19 protein-coding genes are annotated in these 20,136 nt (G+C 41.1%); 13 read left to right on the forward strand and 6 right to left on the reverse strand.

Annotation, left to right across the window (positions count from 1 at the left end; all coding sequences use genetic code 11):
• The first annotated feature begins 86 nt into the window (after positions 1–86).
• A complete protein-coding gene (locus L2764_RS17380; protein WP_248941591.1) occupies positions 87–449 on the forward strand; it encodes a hypothetical protein in 363 nt (120 codons plus the stop codon).
• A gap of 127 nt (positions 450–576) precedes the next feature.
• On the opposite strand, the gene L2764_RS17385 is transcribed toward L2764_RS17380, so the two are convergent.
• A complete protein-coding gene (locus tag L2764_RS17385; RefSeq protein ID WP_248941592.1) occupies positions 577–933 on the reverse strand; it encodes a hypothetical protein in 357 nt (118 codons plus the stop codon).
• A 951-nt stretch (positions 934–1,884) separates the two neighbouring features.
• Between L2764_RS17385 and L2764_RS17390 the strand changes: the two genes are divergently transcribed.
• The 5 genes from L2764_RS17390 to L2764_RS17410 all read left to right on the forward strand — a co-directional run bounded on the left by L2764_RS17390 (position 1,885) and on the right by L2764_RS17410 (position 6,420).
• The gene (locus L2764_RS17390) at positions 1,885–3,039 is read left to right on the forward strand and encodes an amino acid permease (RefSeq protein ID WP_248941593.1); all 1,155 of its coding nucleotides are present in this window, start codon (positions 1,885–1,887) and stop codon (positions 3,037–3,039) included.
• A gap of 102 nt (positions 3,040–3,141) precedes the next feature.
• Positions 3,142–3,759, forward strand: coding sequence for a class I SAM-dependent DNA methyltransferase (locus L2764_RS17395; RefSeq protein WP_248941594.1), 618 nt, complete (start codon positions 3,142–3,144; stop codon positions 3,757–3,759).
• Positions 3,760–3,879: 120 nt separating this feature from the next.
• Positions 3,880–4,980, forward strand: coding sequence for a hypothetical protein (locus L2764_RS17400; RefSeq protein ID WP_248941595.1), 1,101 nt, complete (start codon positions 3,880–3,882; stop codon positions 4,978–4,980).
• A 179-nt stretch (positions 4,981–5,159) separates the two neighbouring features.
• Positions 5,160–6,086: an EamA family transporter gene (locus tag L2764_RS17405; RefSeq protein ID WP_248941596.1), complete on the forward strand. Its 927-nt coding sequence runs from the start codon at positions 5,160–5,162 to the stop codon at positions 6,084–6,086.
• A 91-nt stretch (positions 6,087–6,177) separates the two neighbouring features.
• Positions 6,178–6,420: an oxidoreductase gene (locus tag L2764_RS17410; protein ID WP_248941597.1), complete on the forward strand. Its 243-nt coding sequence runs from the start codon at positions 6,178–6,180 to the stop codon at positions 6,418–6,420.
• 137 nt (positions 6,421–6,557) lie between these two features.
• Here the strand turns inward: L2764_RS17410 and L2764_RS17415 are convergent, their stop codons facing one another.
• Positions 6,558–7,055, reverse strand: coding sequence for a MarR family winged helix-turn-helix transcriptional regulator (locus L2764_RS17415; RefSeq protein ID WP_248941598.1), 498 nt, complete (start codon positions 7,053–7,055; stop codon positions 6,558–6,560).
• A gap of 437 nt (positions 7,056–7,492) precedes the next feature.
• On the opposite strand from L2764_RS17415, the gene L2764_RS17420 reads away from it, so the two are divergent.
• Complete coding sequence (locus L2764_RS17420; RefSeq protein WP_248941599.1) at positions 7,493–8,200, forward strand: PAS domain-containing protein; 708 nt, start codon at positions 7,493–7,495, stop codon at positions 8,198–8,200.
• A gap of 80 nt (positions 8,201–8,280) precedes the next feature.
• Here the strand turns inward: L2764_RS17420 and gyrB are convergent, their stop codons facing one another.
• The 4 genes from gyrB to dnaA all read right to left on the reverse strand — a co-directional run bounded on the left by gyrB (position 8,281) and on the right by dnaA (position 14,441).
• Positions 8,281–10,695 (reverse strand): DNA topoisomerase (ATP-hydrolyzing) subunit B, encoded by a 2,415-nt coding sequence (gyrB, locus tag L2764_RS17425; RefSeq protein ID WP_248941600.1) that lies wholly within the window; start codon positions 10,693–10,695, stop codon positions 8,281–8,283.
• A 16-nt stretch (positions 10,696–10,711) separates the two neighbouring features.
• Positions 10,712–11,794 carry a DNA replication/repair protein RecF gene (gene recF, locus L2764_RS17430; protein WP_248941601.1) on the reverse strand — a complete coding sequence of 361 codons (1,083 nt, stop codon included), beginning with the start codon at positions 11,792–11,794 and terminating at the stop codon, positions 10,712–10,714.
• Between the two features lie 133 nt (positions 11,795–11,927).
• Entirely contained in the window at positions 11,928–13,028 is a 1,101-nt protein-coding gene (gene dnaN / locus L2764_RS17435; protein ID WP_248941602.1) for a DNA polymerase III subunit beta, read from the reverse strand.
• Between the two features lie 18 nt (positions 13,029–13,046).
• The gene (gene dnaA, locus L2764_RS17440) at positions 13,047–14,441 is read right to left on the reverse strand and encodes a chromosomal replication initiator protein DnaA (protein ID WP_248941603.1); all 1,395 of its coding nucleotides are present in this window, start codon (positions 14,439–14,441) and stop codon (positions 13,047–13,049) included.
• 585 nt (positions 14,442–15,026) lie between these two features.
• Between dnaA and rpmH the strand changes: the two genes are divergently transcribed.
• The 6 genes from rpmH (at position 15,027) to L2764_RS17470 (ending at position 20,110) form a co-directional block, all read left to right on the forward strand.
• Complete coding sequence (gene rpmH / locus L2764_RS17445) at positions 15,027–15,164, forward strand: 50S ribosomal protein L34 (RefSeq protein ID WP_248941604.1); 138 nt, start codon at positions 15,027–15,029, stop codon at positions 15,162–15,164.
• Positions 15,165–15,180: 16 nt separating this feature from the next.
• Complete coding sequence (gene rnpA / locus L2764_RS17450) at positions 15,181–15,537, forward strand: ribonuclease P protein component (RefSeq protein WP_248941605.1); 357 nt, start codon at positions 15,181–15,183, stop codon at positions 15,535–15,537.
• Positions 15,504–15,758 carry a membrane protein insertion efficiency factor YidD gene (gene yidD, locus L2764_RS17455; protein WP_248941606.1) on the forward strand — a complete coding sequence of 85 codons (255 nt, stop codon included), beginning with the start codon at positions 15,504–15,506 and terminating at the stop codon, positions 15,756–15,758. The genes rnpA and yidD overlap by 34 nt, the downstream gene beginning before the upstream one ends.
• Before the next feature lie 3 nt (positions 15,759–15,761).
• Positions 15,762–17,387 (forward strand): membrane protein insertase YidC, encoded by a 1,626-nt coding sequence (gene yidC, locus L2764_RS17460; RefSeq protein WP_248941607.1) that lies wholly within the window; start codon positions 15,762–15,764, stop codon positions 17,385–17,387.
• An 86-nt stretch (positions 17,388–17,473) separates the two neighbouring features.
• Positions 17,474–18,835 (forward strand): tRNA uridine-5-carboxymethylaminomethyl(34) synthesis GTPase MnmE, encoded by a 1,362-nt coding sequence (gene mnmE / locus L2764_RS17465; RefSeq protein WP_248941608.1) that lies wholly within the window; start codon positions 17,474–17,476, stop codon positions 18,833–18,835.
• A 33-nt stretch (positions 18,836–18,868) separates the two neighbouring features.
• A complete protein-coding gene (locus L2764_RS17470) occupies positions 18,869–20,110 on the forward strand; it encodes a dicarboxylate/amino acid:cation symporter (protein WP_248941609.1) in 1,242 nt (413 codons plus the stop codon).
• Positions 20,111–20,136 lie beyond the last annotated feature (26 nt).

The following is a 20,136-nucleotide window of genomic DNA, read 5'->3' on the forward strand; positions in this document are numbered from 1 at the left end:
ATGAATTCGTCGCCACTGCTTATCGCTAATCATTTTACGAGACATATGAATTTCAAAGAGAAAAATTGTATCTTAATCAGCTAATCATGGCCAATTGTCAACGCCCCCTAGCTATCGGACTTTTTTTTATTACCAATATGGCTTCAGCAGCTGGCTATTTGACATCTCTTGGTAATCCAGAGGCAACCATTACTTCCGTTTTTACTCATGCAGAAGGTCATGTTACGTTAATTGTATCTGGAGTGACGTTGAATCCTGATGAATGTGGAGATCTCGGCCGTGTACATATTCAAGCTGACTTACCAGGTCATAAAAATTTGGTGTCCGCTGCGCTAACCGCATTTGCTTCAGGAAAAAAAGTCGGCTTTTACACTACAGGATGTGAGGTTATCCCTTTTTGGGGAGGCACTAGTACACGACCTGTCATTAATAGCTTATGGATTAAGTAATTATTAATCTGATTTTTACTTTGATTAAAGTCAACTTCTCACTAAAGCCTATTTCACCAAATTTATATCAATTTAATTTTGGTGAAATGGGCTAAGAGCACGGTAAAAATACGTTTATTCGTAGTCTTTACCAGCACTTATCGAATAGTGCTAGTTTATCTCTGATTTCAGATAGTTCAATAGAATGGCTTTTCGCACTAAGTTTAAAGCAACCTTTATCTAAAGCATCCAGAAAGAAGATCTCTATCATTAAGACAACATCATCTGTTTTAAGAAATATTATAGGGTTATGGCTAAGATCAAATAGCGTTGCTGATCCATTATCCTTTGTCATTAGCTGTGATAATGATCGCTCAAAAATATCAAACTCCTCACAACCAAACCAACATCCTTTGATTTTAAAATTGAGTTCTTGAGAAGACATTGCCCATTTCACAAATATATCAAAAGCAATAGAGCGAAGGTGATCACTAACACCACTCATTTATCAAAAGTGATCTCAAGTTCTGTTATTGTGAATAAAATAAAACATACTTGCCTTATACAGCTAACCGGTTATTCAATAGCAGCAGGATAACTTTCTCGGCAGTCAAATCAATGATTCTCTAAATACTACATCAAACCAACATACTTGAATCACAGAAACACACTACTTTTGCTTGAGACCCCCATCGAAGTTACCGAAAAGATTTTATCAGTCATCGCGTGAGCGAAGCATGGCGGTTTCATGACATCCTTCTTTTAACACATCAAAGGGCACGACATTTGTTATCTGACCTATATGGATATAGGAAATGCCTTATCGTTGTCTGGAACAACAAAGGCCCTTCACATCAGTGCCGAGATAGCCTTAGTTGAGTCAGGTCGTTCATTGACATCCTTGTCACCACGGCATTTGTTATCTGACCTATATGGATATAGTAAATGTCTTATTGTTGTCTGGAACAACAAAGGCCATTCACATCAGTGCTGAGATATAGCCTTAGCGATAACTGTTAATAAAATAGTGAGATGATTAACTTCGTCTGATAATAATTTAAATCGAAGCTACATACTGCTTGTAAAATCCCGTGTAGATACTCTTTCGAGCTTCTAAAACAGGGATGTTTTAGTAGAGTCCACATGGAAGTGCTTGCGACGTCTCGATAAAGTATATGCACAACAGCCTGCGGCAGGCAATGAATTGCAAAACACTTGCCAATACCGACATGGTCAGACGCTAGTCTGTGATTTGCCCCACTTTCAATAACAAGATGGAATGAAAACCCACGATCCTTCCATTAAGCGAAGCTTCATCCCCATAAAGCATCAATGTGAATGATCATTCACATCCCAGATCTCAGACCTATCGCGCCTATACTGACGCCCATTCAACATGATAAATTAGCCAACTTTATTATTTCATCATTGCAGATTTCATCTCGAGGTATTTTTCGTGAAGCTTAAACTTGTCGGCAGTTCCCTTATTATTGCAGGGACAGCACTGGGCGCAGGTATGCTCGCCATTCCTATGGTACTGGCACAATTTGGCCTACTATGGTCCACCCTGCTTATGGTCTTTATTTGGCTCGGTACCACCTATGCCGCTTTATTACTCCTCGAAGCCAGCGTAAAAGTGGGTCGAGGTGTCAGTATGAGTAACGTCGCCAGAGACACGCTCGGGATCGGTGGTCAACTCATCACCAACGTGCTGCTCTACTCCTTACTGGTTTGCCTAATGATGGCTTATATCATAGGAGCCGGCGATCTTATGCAAAACATCTCCACCAGTTTTGGGATTAATTTAACCAAAACAACAGCACAAATTAGCTTTACGTTTATTACAGGCATGATTGTTTCCTGCGGCACCGCCGTCATCGATAAATTTAATCGACTACTCTTTGCCGCTATGTTGCTAGCACTACTCATCACCTTAGCGCATTTAGCTCCCAACCTATCGCTGGGCAGTTTAACCCAAGTGGTGACTCATGATAATCTAGCCTTAGTCAAAACCAGCTCTGTACTCTTTACCAGTTTTTGTTTTTTAGTGGTGATCCCATCGCTTGCCACCTATAACAAAGAGGCAACCAAGAGTGAGCTCAGAAATATGCTACTGTTGGGCTCAGTGATCCCTCTGGTGTGCTACCTATTGTGGCTTTATGCAGCCGTCGGCAATTTACCCTCAGAGCAACTAACCCATTTTGCCAATGTCTCGGAGCTTATTTCAGCCTTAAGTGCGCAATATGAACACCTTGAGCTGATTTTATCGATATTTACCGCATTAGCACTGTTAACCTCCTTCCTTGGTGTGGCACTGGCGCTGTTTGATCAAAATACCGATGTGATGAAAAGTACCAAAGCCATCACCTTTATGATGACCTTTATTCTGCCGCTAACAGGCGCAATACTGGCACCGGAGCAATTTTTAAACACCTTAAGCCATGCGGGGATTATTCTGGTTTTTTTAGCGGTTTTCATCCCCATGGCCATGGTATCCAGAGTCAGAAAGCAAAGCTTTGACATACAAACCTATCAAGCCAGTGGGGGAATACCGGCCATGATCACCTTATTAGTATTTGGTAGCTTGATGCTCATTGTTCAGTGTTTATAACCAAACCAATAAGAGATGTGACAACATCTCTTATTGTCTAAGCCAGATTGAATACATAACGCTATACTCACTGCTATGATGACATTCATTCGATAGGGCGATATGCACAAAGATCACTTTAAAAATAAAGCCAGTACTTATGACAACGAGCAGCTCAGGATCGATAATGTCAATAACATCGCCAAGGGTATGATAAAAAAAATCAACTTTATACCCAAAATGAAACTAATGGATTTTGGCTCAGGAACAGGTTTGCTACTTGAACACATCGCCCCTTTGGTTAAAAAAATAACCGCTGTAGATATTTCACCGTCAATGAATAAGCAACTTGAAAATAAACGTCAGCAAATAAAATGTGAGCTCGAAGTCTTACCCATCAATTTAATCGACAATAGCAAACAACATAATTTAAATCAGACCATTGATGGAATCATTTCTTCAATGACTTTGCATCATATCAAAGATATCCAAGTCCTATTTAACCAATTTCATGCCATTCTTAAAAGCAAAGGTTTTATCGCCATTGCCGATTTATATTTAGAAGACGGCCACTTTCATACTCAAAATACGGGGGTATTTCATTTTGGATTTGAACAGGCAAGCATCATGGCGATAGCCAAAAAATCAGGTTTCATCAATATATGCTTTCAACAGGTAAGCAAAGTAAAAAAACCACAAGGTGATTACCCAGTGTTCCTCCTCACAGCCTTAAAGGTATAAGCCCAACACTCCATTTACATTGTTTGCGACAACATTTAAAAAACATTAATTATCATTAAGTTAACTAATAGTGTGCTTTCATTCAGTAAAATACCTAACTTTTACTTAAACGAGAAAGTCATGGGAAATATTGGCAGTATTTGCAGCACGTCAAAAAATAATTACCCCGAGGACAAATACCATCCTCATCAACCAAAGTCATCACAAGCTATGACTGCTAACGATAGCAAACCCAAATTTGATATTGATTTTGAAGGGGCGAATGATTTTGAAGATTTTTTAGAACAATCCAGCCGAGAAAATATTGCTCAAACATTCAAACGGAGATATTCTCCTCCTAAATCTCCTTCAATAAGTCAGGAAAAACAATTAGAAGCCTCAGAGGCTTTTCAATATAAAACAGACTACGATGTGCGTAATGCTATCCGCTCTGACATTTTAATAAAAACACATATCCAATATTCTAAGATCATTCTAGAACACATTAATTTATGTGACCAACCAGTCGTCTTTTCGCAATGCTCTCATATTACAAAGACGACACACTTCGCCGGAATTTACACTACAACGTCATCAGGTCAAGTCTCAGTTTATAGCCAAAAAGAACAAATATTAGCCCCTTGGTTTAGCCAAACTCTAATAGAAATAATGACAGCAACACAAGATGATTATTTGAACTTAAGCGATAAAGCAATCGCAATGCGAGTTAACACTATTATTCATCAAAAAGTAAAACAAGATCCTATCGCTGATTTAAATGATCCAGAGTTAGATGAAAAAAAACAGAGACAATTAAAATTAGAGTTAAAATCAGAAAAAAAGCAAACAAGAAATGAAATAGGTATCAATAGTAAACAAAACAATCAGCCAGAATCTATCGACACTTATTTATCGAATAATTATCTTGGTGTTGCTTGTCGAGAATCAAGCTTACTGGCCCACTTTACGCTCGCCTACTTAGGCATTGAATCCAATATTATCTCAGCTTCAAGCTCTCAAAGCCATCATGGCAGACACGTGGTTGTCGATGTCCCCTCAGCCAACATGGCTATCGATCCCATTCAAGGTATTTTACGAAAATACAGCAAAAGCAAATACCCGACTCCAAGTTCATTGAACACAGCAGATGACTTTAATCAAACTCGCACATGGAAAAACACCAGCTTTTACAATACCTATAATACAAAAATAGTCATTCAACAATTGTGCCGCCCAAAATAATATCAGCTAATTTCAATCCGCTATAAAGAAACATCAAAAACAATCATTATAATCAAAGTCAATTATCTTCACGCTAAGATACTTGACTTAAAAAAAAATCAATGCAATCCTACGCAAAAGTATCTTGATATAGAGATTCTTTTGCGTAGGGCATTGTTTTAATGAAAAAGGATATCGACATGGATCAACCAAAACTCAGTGATTACTTGATCACAGCACTCGCGCCAATCATCTGGGGAAGCACTTATTTGGTCACCACTGAATTACTGCCCGCCAACAGTCCTTTATTAGCAGCGGTTCTACGTGCTTTACCCGCCGGCCTCATCTTACTCCTACTCGGCCGCACCCTACCTTCAGGCATTTGGTGGTGGCGTGCATTTGTCCTCGGAGTATTGAATATTGGCGCTTTTTTCTACTTTCTGTTTGTTGCTGCTTATCATTTACCCGGTGGCATTGCAGCGCTGATCATGTCTTTTCAACCCATGATAGTGCTTATCTTAGGTTTCATCGTACTGAAAGAGCGCATTGGTTCACATCAGATCCTCGCTTGTGTACTCGGCGCTGCAGGCATTGCGATGCTGGTACTACAATCCAAGATCAGCTTAAATATGACCGGTATGTTAGCGGGGTTTGCCGCAACCATATGCATGGCGACAGGCATAATATTGAGTAAACATTGGGGGCGTCCTCAAAGCGTTAGCTTATTAGCCCTGACAGGCTGGCAACTGAGTGTGGGAGGGTTGGTGTTATTACCTATCGCATTGTTATCAGAAGGATTACCTAATAATATAACCTTACTCAATGGTATCGGTTTTACTTACCTCAGTCTCGTAGGAGCACTGTTTGCCTATGCAATTTGGTTTAGAGGCTTGGAGCGTTTACCCGCCATTACGGTATCTTTTATTTCATTTGCCAGCCCATTGACCGCTTGCGTACTCGGCTTTATTTTTCTTAATCAAAGCTTGAGCCTAATGCAAGGATTCGGTGCGATCATCATTATTGCGGCTATTGGGTTATCCCAGCCCAAAAATCACCACAACCTCAACAAAACAAATCGGGTGCAGACTAAAAACAATGTCATCAATAAGAAGCAGCTGCTGCAATAAAGTGACCTAAATCCATAGAAAATAAGCGGATCCATTTAAAAATTAAGCGGCATTCATAACGTTAAATCACGATATAAAAGGAACTTATAAAATGAACACTTTATTAGCCCCAAGTAAATTGAGTGACGTCGAAATCAAAAACAGACTCATCATGGCTCCGATGAGCCGTAACCGAGCAACACATGATGGGCTGGCAACCGTTCTTATGGCAACTGACTATGCGCAAAGAGCAAGCGCAGGCATGATTATTTCCGAAGGCATACAACCCAGTGTTCAAGGTCAAGGCTTTATGAACTCACTGGGATTACATTCTAAGCAACAACGAGATTCATGAAAAAGAGTCACCCATTTCGGAACAATCCCGCTAATGTAGGCCGGAATCCATGACAGGATGATCCAAGGATCATTATGACTACACACGGTAAAATGATTAAGTTCAGCAGGCTATTGAGCTTATTGCAATGATAGATATTAACGCTCGTATGCAATAAGTAACTTTTTAAGTAACCTTGCGAGTAACGCTTGCTCATCCAATGTCAGAGGATCGAGTAAGCCATGACCTTTATCGACATGTTTCACGACGACTTGATTAATCAAGTCACTCCCAGTAGCAGTTAACGTCACTAACACACCACGACGATCATTAGGATCCGCCTGCCGATAGACCAAAGCTTTTGCTTCTAATCTATCAACACGATTAGTCATCGCACCCGACGATAACATTAATGCTTGCAATAATTGATTTGGCGTTAAAGAATAAGGTGAGCCAGAGCGCAATAAAGTCGCTAACACATCAAACTCCCCCATATTTAATCCAAACTCAGAAAAAACCCGAGATTGGGCTTGGCTTACCGCATGGGTCACTTTGGCTAAACGCCCAGTGACAGCCATAGGTGTAGAGTCAATGTCTGGCCTTTCTTTGGCCCATTGCGCTAAAATTGTATCAACATGATCAGTATTCATTTTCATAAAACAAATACTAGCAACAAACTCTGTCTATCAAAAGCGTAAAAAACAAATGCAGCTAAATTTATTCCCTCCTTACCACCTCGATGAAGACGTCAAAGGCGAGCACACTTACATAAATAGAATAATAAGAAAAGTGAAGTAGGAAAAACAAGTTAAAAAGGTTAATAAAGCTATCACAAGGTTAACTCCGAAAAATATAAAGTTAATATCCATGTATAATCAATTAGATAAATGATCATCTTGTACTGGTAAGCTTAGTATTAATACTTTAATAACTTAAGATACAATATGTATCTTACTAACGCGGCTATTTTATGTTATGTCACGGTGCCATTAAACCGGACCTCCTCTCTTAAGTAACCACCAGAAACACACTTATTAGACTAGCTCTTCAAGCAGATTAAAAACAAAAACCATTAAACAATAAGAGTAACATCATGATCCCTAACATGTTTAAAACCATGATACTCAACAGTACCGATCCTATGGGGATTAAAGATAACCAGTCTGTGTTTGTCATGGTCAATAAAGCCTACCTAGCCTTACTCAACCTGCCAAAAGATTTTAATATCGAAGGTAAAAAAGACTGCGAACTGCCAGTCGCAACGGCAGAGTTTGCTGAATTATTTAAGCAGCATGATAGAAAAACGGAGCAACAAGGAAAAACAGTTAAATCTTTAGAAGTACATCGATTTGGAAAGGAACAACTGATCCAACCCTATATTTTTAATAAAACACCTTTATATTATGACAACGGCGATATCTTAGGCACGCTTTTTCATGGCATTCCTCAACACCATAGTATTTTATTATTTTCCGATATTATTTTAGGCAAGTTAAATATGTTGGATCAATCGAAGGTAAACCACAAGAAAACAGCTTCATGGATAATACATCACCCAACAGAAGTGTTAACCAATGAGCAATGGGAAGCCTTATACCTCTTTTCCTTAGGTTTCTCATACAATGAGATCTCAATCAGGCTCAACATCTCAAAAAGTGCCGTTCAAGGCAGAATAGAAAGAGCCTGTGATGTATTGCGACTCGATACCTTTAATATTCAAAGCTTCATCCGTGAAAGTGGCTGGCTATCATCGATCCCAGCTTCATTATTAAAGAATAGTTCCATCATCATGACAGATTAGCATTACACAGAATACACTAATAAAAAAGGCGCTTACTAATTAGTAAGCGCCTTTAATCACATCAACATAGTGTCACAACACTATACATCGAGGTTAGCCACATTTAAGGCATTGCTCTCAATGAAATCACGGCGCGGTTCGACATGATCGCCCATTAAACAAGTAAATAATTGATCGGCGCCAATGGCATCTTCAATAGTCACTTGTAACATACGACGAGACTCAGGATCCATCGTAGTTTCCCAGAGTTGCTCAGGGTTCATCTCACCCAATCCTTTATAGCGTTGAATGTATAAGCCACGTTTAGACTCACTAATCAACCAATCAAGCGCCGCTGCAAAACTATCCACTTCTTTCATACGCTCGCCACGCTTAACGTAGCCACCTTCTTCAACTAAGCCATTGATAGCTTGACCCAACTTAGCAATACGCAGGTAATCATTCGAATGGAAGAAATCGTAACTAAAAGCGTAATGGGTATCGATACCGTGTTTGCGGATCACAATATCAGGAAGATAAACCTGACGCTCAGGATCAAAACTGACTTCACCCGTATAAAGAATACCGCCGCTTTCTTTCTCAACTAAATCGGCAATAAACACATCAAGCCAAGCTTTCATCAGTGCTTCATCAGCCAAAATGGCATCGGTAATTTCAGAATGATATAACATCAAGTTAAGAATATTGGCAGGATAACGCTTCTCTAAACGTGTAATCACACCTTCCACTTCACGATACTGATGCACCAAACGCTCTAATGGCTCACCAGAAAATCCTAGAGCGCCTTGAGAAGGGTAAATGAAAGCATTATCTAGAGCTTGTGTTGTTAGATATTCAGTCAGCGCGGGATCATCTTTCAAGTACTGCTCTTGCTTGCCTTTTTTAACCTTATATAAAGGAGGTTGAGCGATATAAATATAACCGCGCTCAATAAGCTCTGGCATTTGACGAAAGAAGAAAGTCAGTAACAGTGTTCGAATGTGAGAACCATCGACATCCGCATCGGTCATGATAACAATATTGTGATAACGCGTTTTATCCGGATCATACTCATCACGGCCAATACCACAACCTAATGCAGTGATTAATGTCACCACTTCTTGCGACGATAACATCTTATCGAAGCGGGCTTTTTCAACGTTTAAAATTTTACCTTTCAAGGGTAAAATTGCTTGGTTTTTACGGTTACGCCCCTGCTTAGCACTACCGCCAGCAGAGTCTCCTTCCACAATATAAATTTCAGAAAGACCGGGATCTTTTTCTTGGCAATCCGCTAATTTTCCTGGCAAGCCGCCTAAATCTAACGCCCCTTTACGACGTGTCATATCACGGGCTTTACGCGCCGCTTCACGAGCACGTGCAGCATCGATGATTTTACCCACAATGAGCTTAGCTTCATTAGGGTGCTCCATCAGGTAATCACCCAGTTGCTCACCCATGGTTTGCTCAACAGCGGTTTTGACTTCACTCGAAACGAGTTTATCTTTGGTTTGCGAGCTAAATTTAGGATCGGGCACCTTAACCGAAACAACGGCCGTTAATCCTTCCCGCGCATCATCACCCGTCGCACTGGTCTTGCCTTTTTTATTATAGCCTTCACGTTCCATGTAAGTGTTTAAGTTACGGGTTAATGCGCTACGAAAACCCGCTAAATGAGTACCACCATCACGCTGAGGAATGTTATTGGTAAAACAGAAAATGTTCTCTTGAAAACCTTCATTCCATTGCATAGCCACTTCAACAGTAATGCCATCATCACGCTCATGAATAAAATGAAAAACCTCTTTATTCACCGCTGTCTTATTCACATTTAAATAATCGACAAAGGCACTAATACCACCTTCATACCTAAAAAACTCATCACGGTCATCACGCTCATCAATCAAGCGGATCCCTACACCTGAATTCAAAAATGAGAGTTCACGCACACGTTTGGCTAAAATGTCATAGTGAAATAAGATATTAGTAAAGGTTTCTGAACTCGGCCAAAAGCGCAACTGAGTGCCTGTCGTCGTCGCATCACCAATCTCTTTAATCGGCGCATCAGGCACGCCCATGGTATAAAACTGCTCATAAACCTTACCTTCACGGCGAATGGTTAATTGCAATTTCTCCGATAGGGCATTCACCACCGACACACCTACACCGTGTAAACCACCCGATACTTTATAAGAGTTATCATCAAATTTACCGCCCGCATGCAGCACGGTCATGATCACTTCGGCCGCAGAGACACCTTCTTCATGGATAGCCACGGGAATACCACGGCCGTCATCACGTACCGACACAGAGTCATCGGCATGAATAGTGATAATAACATCACTACAATGACCCGCCAAAGCTTCATCGATAGAGTTATCGACTACTTCGAATACCATGTGATGTAAGCCCGTGCCATCATCTGTGTCACCAATATACATCCCAGGTCTCTTACGGACTGCATCAAGGCCTTTAAGTACCTTGATACTCGAAGAATCGTAACTATTCTCTGACATATTATTCTCTCATCGGTTATTCAATTTGCGTCACACACCCATGTTCGACATGAAACATCTTACTCACTGCGGTGGTTAACGAATCGACTATTGCCGCAGGCTCGATGGCTGTCACAAAAACTTGTGCACCCGTATCGGACAACTGCTGAAGCAATAGCTTCCTATGCTGCGCATCTAATTCTGACGGTAAATCATCCACCAGATATATACTACTTTTGTTTGTTTGTTGCTTCAGTAATTTTCCCTGCGCAATACGTAATGCACAGACTAGTAATTTTAATTGTCCGCGCGATAGGGCATCTTGTACGGGGACATTACCCACCCGTAATCTTAAATCAGCTTTATGAGGACCACTAATGGTATAACCTATTGATAAGTCTCTCTGATATTGCGCCTCGAGTAATCCAGCATACTCGGTTTTACTGTCCCAGCCTCGCGTAAAAGAAACTTTCACTTCTATTCGTGGTAAAAACTCTTCGATTATACCTTTAAGTTGCTCATTTAACGAGTCTATATATTGGCTTCTTATTTCGGTAACTAATTGGGCATATTTCACCAATTCTTTATCCCAAACTTGAAGAGTATAATAAGGAGAATTATTTTTAAGAAGTTGATTTCTTTGCTTTAAAATTCGCCTCACATTTGACCAAGCTTGATAAAAGTGAGGATCGGTATGAAAAGCCCCCCAATCGATAAACTGACGGCGAGACTTTGGCCCCTCAAACAATAAAGAAAAACTTTCAGGTGTAATCACTTGAATAGGGAGAGTGTCAGCCAAAACCGATAAACGTTTTATATTTTCGCCATTGATTTTAACTTGAATATCGCCATTTTTTAAACGCCGTAAACCAATTTTATCTTGTTGTTCATTACTACTGAGCTGCGCAAATAACGTCAATTGCTCTTCATTGTATTGAATGACCCGCTGAGATAAATGGCTTCGAAAAGAGCGACCCATCCCCAAGAAGTAAATCGCTTCTAATAAACTGGTTTTGCCACTGCCATTGGGGCCATAAATCAAATTAATGCCTTCACCCAATGATAATTGGGCTGAGGAGATATTACGAAAAGTATCAATGTGTAGACGGGTCAAGCTCATAGCCTACTCACTTAGCGATGAAGGATGGATAATCACAATCATAGAGGCTTATCCATTAATAGAGAAAAATCTTGAGTATGCTGCAACCTCAGTCACTCAATAGACAAAACTGACATAAACTAAACGATGCAACTTACAATCTCATCGGCATGACGACGTACATAGAATCTTGCTTCACCGGATCATCGATTAGCGCACTGGAATTACCATCAATAAGCGTAATACGAACATCTTCAGATTGCAGATTATTTAACACATCTAATAAATAACTGACGTTAAAACCAATCTCCAACGCAGGATGCTCATATTCAACATCTAAAATCTCTTCCGCTTCTTCCTGTTCCGGATTATTGGCGGTGATCTTAATCAGATTATTTTCAAGCAATACACGTACGCCACGAAATTTTTCATTGGATAAAATAGAGGCACGTAACAAGGCTTGCTTTAGCTGCTGACGACTCGCAATGACAATTTTATCACCCCCTTTAGGCAGTACGCGCCTGTAATCAGGGAAACGTCCATCCACTAACTTACTGGTAAACACCGCTCTAGACGTCGTTGCACGAATAGCATTATCACCAATGGCAATAGTGACATCAGACTCATCACCATCGAAAACTCTCAGTAGCTCAATGACCCCTTTACGCGGGACAATAACCTGTTTATCAGGTAATTGTGCTTCAATACTACGATGACTCATCGCTAATCTATGGCCATCTGTTGCGATCGCCCGTAACATATTCGCTTCAGTTTCCAATAACAAACCATTAAGATAGTATCTGACGTCTTGATTAGCCATTGAAAACTGTGTCGCATCAATCAAGGACTTCATTGTGCCTTGCTTTAACGTAAACTCTATATCCGCCTCAAAAGCCTCCACATTAGGATACTCTTCTGCAGGCAATGTCGCTAACGTAAAGCGACTGCGTCCAGAGCGTAACAACAATCTATTGTCTTGCTGTTCAATCTTTACTAATACTTGCTCGGGTAAAGACTTCACAATATCTAAAAACTTTTTTGCTGGAACCGTGGTTCGCCCTTGCTCAATATAGCCTTCAAGTATGACTTGGCCGACTAACTCAACTTCTAAGTCAGTCCCTGTCAACTTTAATGAATCACCACTCACAACGACTAACAAATTAGCTAAAATCGGTAAGTTATGTCTTCTTTCTACCGCACCTGTCACTAATTGTAATGGCTTTAATAGGGCATCCCTATCAATTGAAAATTTCATTAGTTTCAATTCCCTGTTTTAAGAAGATAAAGTACGAATTAAATTAGCATAGTCTTCTTTAATATCGTGACTTTCTTCTCTAAGCTGTGCAATTTTACGACATGCATGTAACACCGTCGTGTGGTCACGCCCACCAAAAGCATCACCAATTTCAGGTAAACTGTGATTCGTTAATTCTTTAGACAGCGCCATCGCCATTTGCCTTGGTCTGGCAACACTGCGCGAACGACGCTTAGATAACATGTCAGCCATTTTAATTTTATAGTATTCCGCGACCGTTTTTTGAATATTATCGATGGTGACTAATTTCTCTTGCAATGCGAGTAGATCACGTAAGGCTTCACGCACAAAATCGATAGTGATCGGACGGCCGGTAAAATTAGCATTGGCAATAACACGGTTGAGCGCCCCTTCTAATTCACGCACGTTCGATCGCAAACGCTTAGCAATAAAAAAAGCCACTTCATGAGGTAAGTTAAAACCACTTTCTTGGGCTTTACGCATTAAAATGGCCACACGCGTTTCTAACTCTGGCGGCTCTATCGCGACGGTCAACCCCCAACCAAAACGAGATTTCAATCTATCTTCAACGCCATCGATTTCTTTTGGGTAACGATCAGATGTTAAAATTACTTGATGATTACCTTCAAGTAATGCGTTGAAAGTATGGAAGAATTCTTCTTGAGAACGGTCTTTGTTAGCAAAAAATTGAATATCATCAATAAATAATGCATCAACACTGCGATAGTAACGCTTAAATTCCTCAATGGCATTATTTTGTAACGCTTTAACCATATCCTGAACAAAACGCTCCGAATGCATATACACGACTTTAGCATCAGGGTTATTTTTAATAATCCCATTTCCCACTGCATGTAATAAATGGGTTTTACCTAAACCGGTACCACCATACAAAAACAATGGGTTATAAGCTCCTCCTGGGTTTTCTGCGACTTGCATGGCAGCCGCTTTACCTAATTGATTCGACTTACCTTCAACAAAATTACTAAACTGATAAGTAGGATTGATATTGCTACGATGATTGGCATTCACCGGAGCATCAGAATGAGGAGGTGTATTAAATATCGGTTTATTGGCTGAACGAGAAGAGGCTTGCGCACGCGGAGTCTTCGCCACTATTTTGGCGGGTGCCTGAGTTTTTGCAGATGGACGGCTGCCTATATCAAAACGTAATTGAGGCGCATCATTGCCCATTTGTTCAATAAAAAATTGAGAAATGAGATTGATATATTTATCGCGAACCCAATCTAACACAAAACGATTAGGCGCATAAATAACCAGCACCCCCCCCTCCATTTCGGCTTGCAATGGTCTAATCCACATACTAAATTGCTGAGCAGAAAGTTCATCTTGTAATCTGCTTATACATTGCTGCCAAAGTGAAACCGCCACGTACTCATCCCCAAAAGATCCTACAAAAGAGGAGCTATTCTATAATGAGAACCAAAGGATCGCTATCCTTATAATATATTTATCCCCAGATGGATCATTTTTATCAACGGATGTTGATCCTAAAATGATCTAAACCGATCGATACAATAGAAAACCATAGCGAGATACGAACGATAAAGCGATCTTGCATGCAAAGAAGAGCCTAACATTCCACTATGATCATATCGGGATATGACCACTAGATGTAGTGGTAACTCACAGAGTTATCCACATAGTATAGTGCTTAGATAACTCTTTAACACTTCTGTGCCAGTCGAATTTATTTAAAAAAAAAATTATATAAAATACAATAATATCAATCAGTTAAATAAAAACCCTTGAAAACACAACTACTTGAAAAATAAAGATTTTATATTTAAACGTTGATTGAGATAATATTTCTTTAGGCACAATTTAATCACTTGGAGCGATTGCTTATTGACGAGCCAGCCGAAAGTGATTACAATTCGGCCTCTTTTTTAGCCTTACTTCTAAAAACTTTTAGATGGTAAGTATTATTCACTAACACAAAGACGGATTGCCACAATGAGTAAACGTACTTTTCAACCAAGCAACCTGAAGCGGAAGCGTTCTCACGGCTTCCGCGCTCGTATGGCGACAGTAAGCGGCCGTAAGGTATTGGCTCGTCGCCGTGCCAAGGGTCGTGCTCGCCTTTCTGCTTAATTAGGTAGGAATTCAGGTGACTAGTTACACCTTTACACGGGAGTTACGTTTGTTAACTCCCGCGCAATTCAAATCTGTATTTTCTAATCCCATCAAAGCTTCTTCTGCTGAAATTACATTGCTTGCAACACCTAACACTATGGCTCATCCTCGCATAGGCTTAACCGTTGCTAAACGTTATGTAAAAAGAGCCAATCAGCGTAATAGAATAAAACGCGTCATTCGAGATAATTTTCGTTTGCATCAACATGACTTACCCCCCGTTGATATTGTGGTGTTAGTTAGAAATGGCGTTTTGGAAATGGATAATGCGGAACTCAAAAAACTGGTAGAAAAGTTATGGCGCAAACTCAGTCGCCGTTACAATGGCTAGCCACGAAGCTTATCCGTGGCTATCAAATTTTTATCAGCCCCATGCTGGGTCCTCAATGCAGATTCACGCCAACCTGTTCAACTTATGCCATAGAAGCAATTCAATTGCATGGATTGATAAAAGGCAGTTGGCTTGCAGCGAAACGTATATTAAGATGCCATCCTTTACATCCGGGTGGCGAAGACCCCGTTCCCTTAAAAAAACATAGGTGCAAAAAATAGGCTATGGAATCTCAACGCAATATACTGCTAGTAGGTCTGCTATTTGTCAGCTTTTTGTTGTGGCAACAATGGCAAACAGACAAAGCTCCAAAAACCGTAGCGACTGAACAATCAGTTGCCGCTTCAACTGTTACAGACTCTCACAGTGCCGACGTTCCTACTGCCGACTCAGCGTTACCTGCAGCAGTAACCGTATCTAAAGAGCTCATTACGGTAACCACCGACCAGTTAGAAATTAAAATCAATCCTATTGGGGGAGATATTGTTTACTCAGCCTTACTTTCACATAAGTTGGAAGAAGGGAAAAATGCCCCATTCGTGCTGCTTAATCAAAGCAAAGATATCACTTATATCGCACAAAGTGGCTTAATTGGTCGCAATGGGATCGACAGCACTAAAGGCCGAGCTCAGTTCAGTACCCAAGCGAAACAATTTACATTGACTTCGGGTCAAGATACCTTAACGGTACCACTCACCTACACAGCAGCCGATGGCGCCAAATATACAAAAGAATTCATTTTCCACCGTGGAAAGTTTGATATTGATGTCGATTACAAAATAAACAACACCACATTAGCACCGCTACAAGTACAAATGTACGGACAAATCAAACACAGCATCAAAAAAAGTGGTAGCAGCATGATGATGCCGACTTATCTTGGTGGTGCTTTCTCTACAGCGAATATACGTTATGAGAAATATAGCTTTGATAATATGGCAGATAAAAGTCTTGACCAATCGACCTTAGGTGGATGGGTTGCGATGCTCCAGCATTACTTCGTTTCAGCGTGGATACCACCGGCAACGGATAAAAACACCTTATTTTCGAGTATCAGCGCAGGTGGCTTAGCCAACATCGGTTTCCGTGGTGATGTGTATAATATCGCCCCTGGCACTGAACAAACGATTCACTCTCAATTCTATGTGGGCCCTAAAGATCAAAAAGCCTTATCCGCGATTTCAGACACACTCAACCTTGTTGTCGATTACGGATTCTTATGGTGGTTAGCGGTTCCCATTAACAAGTTATTAATGTTCTTCCAATCACTTGTCGGTAATTGGGGTTTAGCGATTATCTTAATTACGCTCACGGTACGTGGCCTTTTATACCCACTGACTAAAGCGCAATACACCTCCATGGCTAAAATGCGCGGTCTGCAGCCTAAAATTACCGAACTCAAAGAACGCTTCGGGGATGATAGGCAAAAGATGGGACAAGCCATGATGGAGCTGTACAAGAAAGAAAAGGTCAACCCCATGGGAGGTTGCTTACCCATATTGCTGCAAATGCCTATTTTTATTGCCCTTTATTGGGTGTTAATGGAAAGCGTTGAATTGCGTCATGCTCCCTTTGTGCTCTGGATCACCGATTTGTCAGTACAAGACCCTTACTATGTACTGCCAATTCTAATGGGTGTGTCTATGTTCATAATGCAAAAGATGCAACCAATGGCACCGACAATGGATCCAATGCAAGCAAAAATTATGCGTTGGATGCCCGTCATGTTTACCGTGTTCTTCTTATGGTTCCCAGCGGGTCTGGTCCTATATTGGTTAGTCGGTAACATCGTTGCGATTACTCAGCAAAAAATTATTTATGCCGGACTTGAGAAAAAAGGCCTGAAATAAACCACAATACGCGTCATAGTAAAAAGCGGTTTAATACTCAGTATTAAGCCGCTTTTTCGATAAAAAATGAAAGAGAGGGGGAAGTAATGACAACGGATACGATTGTGGCACAAGCCACGGCTCCAGGACGTGGTGGTGTGGGTATCATTCGAGTCTCTGGTGATCTCGCCACGCAAGTCGCCATGGCCGTACTCGGACATTTACCTAAACCCCGCTACGCTGATTACTGTGATTTTAAAAATGCTCAAGACGAGGTCATAGACCAAGGGATTGCTTTATATTTTAAAGGCCCCCATTCCTTTACGGGCGAAGATGTACTCGAACTACAAGGGCACGGAGGACAAATTGTTCTCGACATGCTGATCAAACGCATCATGGAAACGGCAGGCGTACGCATTGCCAAACCAGGCGAATTTAGTGAACAAGCCTTCTTAAATGACAAACTTGACTTAACCCAAGCCGAAGCCATTGCCGATCTTATCGATGCCACCAGTGAGCAAGCCGCTAAGAGCGCCCTACACTCACTTCAAGGCGAATTCTCTACTCAGGTACATGAACTTGTAGAACAGACCACTAACCTTCGCTTATACGTCGAGGCGGCTATTGATTTCCCTGATGAAGAAGTCGATTTTCTCAATGATGGAAAAATTGCCAAAGCCTTGTACAATATCATCGACAAGCTCAATATCGTCCAAGCGAGTGCTCAACAAGGCGTGATTATCCGTGAGGGAATGAAAGTCGTGATTGCTGGCCGTCCTAACGCCGGAAAATCAAGTTTATTAAATGCACTCGCAGGAAAAGAATCTGCCATTGTAACTGAAGTTGCAGGGACCACTCGAGATGTCCTACGCGAACATATTCATCTCGATGGAATGCCCTTGCATATTATCGATACCGCAGGTCTGCGCAATACCGATGATATAGTTGAAAAGATGGGCATAGAGCGCGCTTGGGATGAAATAGCCACCGCAGATAGAGTGCTGTTCATGGTGGATGCAACAACCACTGATGCCATTGACCCTCATGACATTTGGCCTGATTTTATCGAACGTTTACCTAAAAAGTTAGGCATAAGCGTGATACGTAACAAGGTCGACATCACTCAAGAAAATATCCACACCACTGATAATGGCCGCTCTCCTGTTTACCCTATCTCAGCAAAAACAGGATTAGGTATTGATGAATTGAAGCAACATCTAAAAGCATTAATGGGCTACCAAAGCAATTTAGAAGGTGGATTTATTGCGCGCAGACGTCATTTACAAGCCCTTGATCTTGCGAATAGCCATCTACTCTTGGGTAAAGAGCAGTTAGAAGTCTACCAAGCCGGTGAATTATTAGCAGAAGAGCTCAGAATGACACAGATGGCCCTAGCAGAAATAACGGGGAAATTTACGTCAGATGACTTACTTGGAAAAATATTCAGTTCTTTTTGCATCGGTAAATAACATTATTAATATTTAGGCATATTAGGAGTTTTTATGCTGAAGAAGCTCACTTTCACTCTTCCTGGACAACTGGTTATCGCCGCTTTATTAGCCGCGTTATTGGGTTACCTTGTTCCAACGCCTTGGCTAAACACTCATTCAGGAATCCTTGAGTTTATTGGTTTGGGTAAACTGATCTATATTGGTTTGCTCAAGATGCTCGTCGGTATTGTCGTGTTATTTTCTCTCTTACAAGGGATAACCCACATAGGCTCTATTGTCAGTTTGAAATCTCTCGGCAGTAAAACCGTTGCAATTTATGCACTCACCACCGTGCTCGCCATTAGCTTAGGATTAGCTGCAGCCTTACTCATGCCGAGCTGGCCCGCTTTAATGTTTACGCCGGATCCCAGTAATGTACAGCTCATTTCACAAGATGCGGCAACGGGTGGCAGTATTAGCACCAAGTTACTCTCCATGGCGCTCACCAATCCTTTTAGTGCCCTCGCTAATGGCAACCTATTGGCTATTGTTTTATTTGCCATTATGTTCGGTATCGCATTGTTAATCAGCCTGCCCGCCAAACATGCGGTGTTTCAGGTCATTGAGGCTATCAATACCGGACTGAATAGATTAATTTCAGGGATCATCAAGTTTGCACCGATTGCCGTTTTCAGCATTATTTTTGAATACACAAGTCAAGGTAACGCGAGCCTTTTTGGCGAGCTTGCCAGCTTTGCTTTACTGGTCTTTGTGCTGACACTCATTCATGGTGGTGTGACGCTACCGCTACTGGCAAAGATTTTTACTGGTCGCAAACTTATCCCCATGTTTAAGGCTATTTCAGCCCCCATGGCGATGGCGTTTGCCACTTCATCCAGTGCCGCAACATTACCGTTATCCATGCGTGTTGCCGAAGAAGAACTCGGCGTATCTCAGTCGACTAGCAGTATGGTGTTACCTCTCGGCTCTATCATGAATATGGACGGTACCGCTCTATTTGAAGGTGTCGCAGCCATCTTTTTGGCGCAGCTATACGGGATTGATTTAGGCACCTCAGGCTTAGTCGTTATATTTTTAATGGCCATGGTCTCTTCTATCGGCGCACCCGGTATGCCGTCTGGCTCTATGTCAGGTATGCAACTCGTCTTACTCGCTGCGGGTATTCCACTTGAAGCCATTGCCATTTTATTGATTATTGAGCGCCCACTGGATACATTCAGGACCGCAGTCAATGTTGAAGGAGATTTAATCGCTTCCGTTATTGTTGATAAATGGCAACAAGTTAAAAGTTAATAACGTCAATCGATAAATGGGTCTAT

It is taken from the genome of Shewanella surugensis (assembly GCF_023284005.1).
Taxonomy (GTDB): Bacteria; Pseudomonadota; Gammaproteobacteria; order Enterobacterales; family Shewanellaceae; genus Shewanella; species Shewanella surugensis.